Origin of the sequence: Aphanothece microscopica RSMan92 (assembly GCF_046613545.2) — a bacterium.
Taxonomy (GTDB): domain Bacteria; phylum Cyanobacteriota; class Cyanobacteriia; order PCC-6307; family Cyanobiaceae; genus NIES-981.
In genome coordinates this window covers 1-3,682 of the sequence record NZ_JBKKKY020000119.1, presented here as the reverse complement: position 1 = coordinate 3,682, position 3,682 = coordinate 1, and the positions used below count along the sequence as shown (strand labels likewise).

General features: G+C 62.6%; 2 protein-coding genes and 1 pseudogene. All 3 read left to right on the top strand.

What is annotated here, in order from left to right; genetic code table 11:
• The coding region (locus ACLD7X_RS16095) for a calcium-binding protein (protein ID WP_482763990.1) at positions 1 to 365 on the top strand (365 nt) is incomplete at its 5' end.
• A 213-nt stretch (positions 366 to 578) separates the two neighbouring features.
• Positions 579 to 2,714: a hypothetical protein gene (locus ACLD7X_RS16090; protein WP_411424692.1), complete on the top strand. Its 2,136-nt coding sequence runs from the start codon at positions 579 to 581 to the stop codon at positions 2,712 to 2,714.
• Between the two features lie 245 nt (positions 2,715 to 2,959).
• A pseudogene (locus ACLD7X_RS16085) lies at positions 2,960 to 3,682 on the top strand (hypothetical protein); the annotation flags it as partial.

Below are 3,682 nucleotides of genomic sequence, written 5' to 3'. Positions count from 1 at the left end.
ACTTCCTCTCGGGCGGAAACTTCGACGATCTGCTCTCGGGCGGGGCGGGGGCCGACACCTACGCCTTCGCCAGCTGGGTGGGCAACGGCTTCGATTCCATCCTCGACTTCACGAGCGGCCAGGACAGGTTCCAGCTGACCGGCTCGGGCTTCGGGCTGCTGGCCGGCACCGCCATTGTCAACGGCGTCAATTTCATCGCCGCTGCCTCGCCCTTCGCCACCAGCGCGCAGGGCACGATGCTCTACGCCACGGGCTTCGGCATCCTCTACTACGACCCCGACGGCTCGGGCGCGGGAGCGGCCATCGCGCTTGCCCAGATCACGGGCGCGCCGGTGGTCACGGCGGAAGATTTTATGGTGGCGTGAGCAAGGTGAGCATTTCGCTCTCTGATTTCGACAAAGGGTGCATGCGCAGCTTCTGCCACTTCATGGATTGAGGCTGCGCAATCGCAATCGTGAACTCCGGAGCTGACGCTAGGTCATTTCTATGCTCCGTTCAGTATGGCGTATTTATACAGTCCGAACTCCGGCGCCGGTCTCGGCGAACCTGAAGCGGCGCGCATTGGGAGAAGCAGCGAGATGGCCACCATCACCTATAGCTGGCAGTCCAGAACAGCCTCGTTCTTCATGAACAACACCGTCACAGCCGGCGCTCAGGGAAATCCGGCCATCGCGTCCAGCGTCAACGGGGCTAGCTATCTCGGTGCCTGGGAAGATATCGCGGGCGGCGGATCGGTCGAGGGGCGATTGGTGAACGCGACAGGCGCGCCTGTCGCCACGCAGTTCACGGTCAACGGGATCGTCCCCTTCGCCCAGTATGGCGCAAGCATCGCGGGCTTGGCCAATGGGACGTTCGTGGTGAGCTACACCGACAACAGCACCGATCCAAACGGCGACATCCGGGCTCGCTTGATCGACACCTCGGGCAATCCGATTGGAACTGACATCACGGTGTCAGCCAACGCATCCTTCGATACACGCTCCGATGTTGCAGGGCTGACCGGCGGCGGCTTCGTGGTCACCTGGATGCGAGAATTCGGATCGGACTTCAACATTTACGCGCAGCGCTTCAACGTCGATGGAACAGCGGCCGGCGGCGTCATCTTCGCCGCGCCCTCAATCGCCGCCGACTCCACTTTTCCGTCAGTCGCGGGCCTTGCCAACGGGGGTTTCGTGATCGCCTGGGCTCAGAGACCGGCCGGCGGCGGCGAGGACTCAATCGTGGCCCGGCGCTATGACGCCTCCGGGGTTGCATTGGATTCAGGCTTCCTTGTTAGCGCCGACGGCTCCATCAATCAGGACGTGCAGGTGCTGGGGTTGGCTGATGGCGGTTTCGTCGTGGCCTACACCGACAATTCCTGGGGCCTTGGCGGAACAGAGATCAGCGCGCGGATTTACAACGCCGACGGCAGCGACCGCACCACGGTCTTCCGGGTGAATGAACCGACCGCCGGAGATCAGAACAATCCATCCCTGACCTTGCTCTCCAACGGCTTCTTCGTCGTCGGATGGAGCGATGGCGGCAACCTGATGCATCAAGCATTCAATCCCTTCGGCAACACCATTGGAACCAGTTTCGTCGCCACAGGCTCCACCATCGAAGGGGAGATTGCTGCCTTGACGGGGGGCCTGGTCGCCAATGTCCGATCGAGCACGTTGGCCGATGCGGGCGGCGACAATTCCATCCGCTCCAGCATCAATGAGCTGAGCCGTATGACCGACGGCACGGCCGCCAACGAGTTGCTGGCCGGAGACTCCCTGCGCGACGTGATCGAAGGGCTCGGCGGCGCCGACTTCATCGCCGGCGGGGGCGGCGGCGACAGCCTGAACGGCGGAGCGGGCTTCGATTCCGTGTCCTGGTTCGGGGCAGGCGCGCCGGTTCTGGTGAATCTCACCAACCAGGCGCTCAATGCCTTCGCCGCGGCGGGCGACACAGTCTCCAACTTCGAGGCCTACTACCTCACCAACTCGGCCGACAGCTTCACCAACGCGGGCGCTGGCGGCTACATCTACGGCTTCGGCGGCGGGGACATCATCATCGGCGGGGCCGGCTCGGAGTTCATCGAGGGGGGTCTGGGCGCCGACCAGATCAACGGGGCGGGCGGCTTCGACTACGCCAGCTACGCCAACGCGGCCGCCGGTGTGAGGGTGGACTTCACCAACGCCGCCACCAACACGGGCGAGGCAGCGGGCGATGTCATCAGTAACGTCGAGGCGTTCTATCTCTCGGCCCATGGCGACATCTTCATCGGCCAGACGGGTCAGAACATCGTGTTCGCGGGCAATGGCGGGGATGCGCTGTTCGGGGGCGTCAACGCCAATGACTGGCTGTTCGGCGAAGGCGGGGCGGACTTCCTCTCGGGCGGAAACTTCGACGACCTGCTCTCGGGCGGGGCGGGGGCTGACACCTACGCCTTCGCCAGCTGGGTGGGCAACGGCTTCGACTCCATCCTCGACTTCACGAGCGGCCAGGACAGGTTCCAGCTGACAGGATCGGGCTTCGGCCTGCTGGCCGGCACCGCCATCGTCAACGGGGTCAACTTCATCGCCGCCGCCTCGCCCTTCGCCACCAGCGCGCAGGGCACGCTGCTCTACGCCACGGGGCTTGGCATCCTCTACTACGACCCCGACGGCGCGGGCGCGGGAGCGGCCATCGCGCTTGCCCAGATCACGGGCGCGCCGCTGGTCACGGCGGGAGATTTTGTGGTGGCGTGAGCGGCACTGTCAGAGCAAAGGCCGCAATCCGTTCCGTCATCCCATCGTGAATTGAATTGCCCTGCGTTGATCTGTCGCGGAGCAATGCCGATTGACGTTACGGCGGCCGGCTAGCAGTTTGTGTGTATCGTGAAATATCCGACCACCGTCATCACGGTGATGAACGTCGCACAATAAAACTCACCTTCAATCCGCTTTGGTGCGGACTTGGTGCTTGTCTTGTCGTGATTGCGCCGGAGGTTCCCGTGGCCAATTTCTCGATTCTCAATCGCAGCTCGAATGGCGTGTTCTACTACGCTCAGGATTCGATGACGGTCTGGGACTATCTGGTCATCATGGAAATGCAGCAAGCCGGTGCGAGCTCGTATTTCACGATCCAGATGGCGAACGTTCCCAACTTTCCGCAACTGTATTTCCGGTTCTACGGGAATTTCAGTTTCATCACGCAACAGAACACCGAAGGCCAGCTTATACCTTACATCCAGCAGGGCTCGATCGTGAACAGGATCGACGTTATCGACCAGACTGGAAAGATCTACAGCCAGGTCACCGGTGTCGAGCTACAACTGACGATGAACAAGACGACCCGCCAGCTTGAGCCCAATGACTTTTTCGCGACTGCAATTCGCCCAAACGAGGTCATCTCGCCAGACAACCTGTTCCAGTTCGCCGACAGCCTTTTCGGCTCGGCCGGCATAGAGACGCTGAACGGCTATGCCGGTAACGATACGATCGACGGCGGCGCCGGTGCCGACAGGCTCATCGGCGGTATCGGTGCCGATCTCTTCCGCATCCGCGCGGGCGACGCGCCGGCCGGCGAGAGCATCGACGGTGGCGACGGCATCGATGTGATTGAGGCCGTCGGTGTCGCTGCCACGCAGAATCTCCTACAGCAAGGACGGATCAACCTGAGCGTGCTGTCGTTCAACTCGATCGAGGAACTGCGCACGAACGGCACCGAGGGGGAG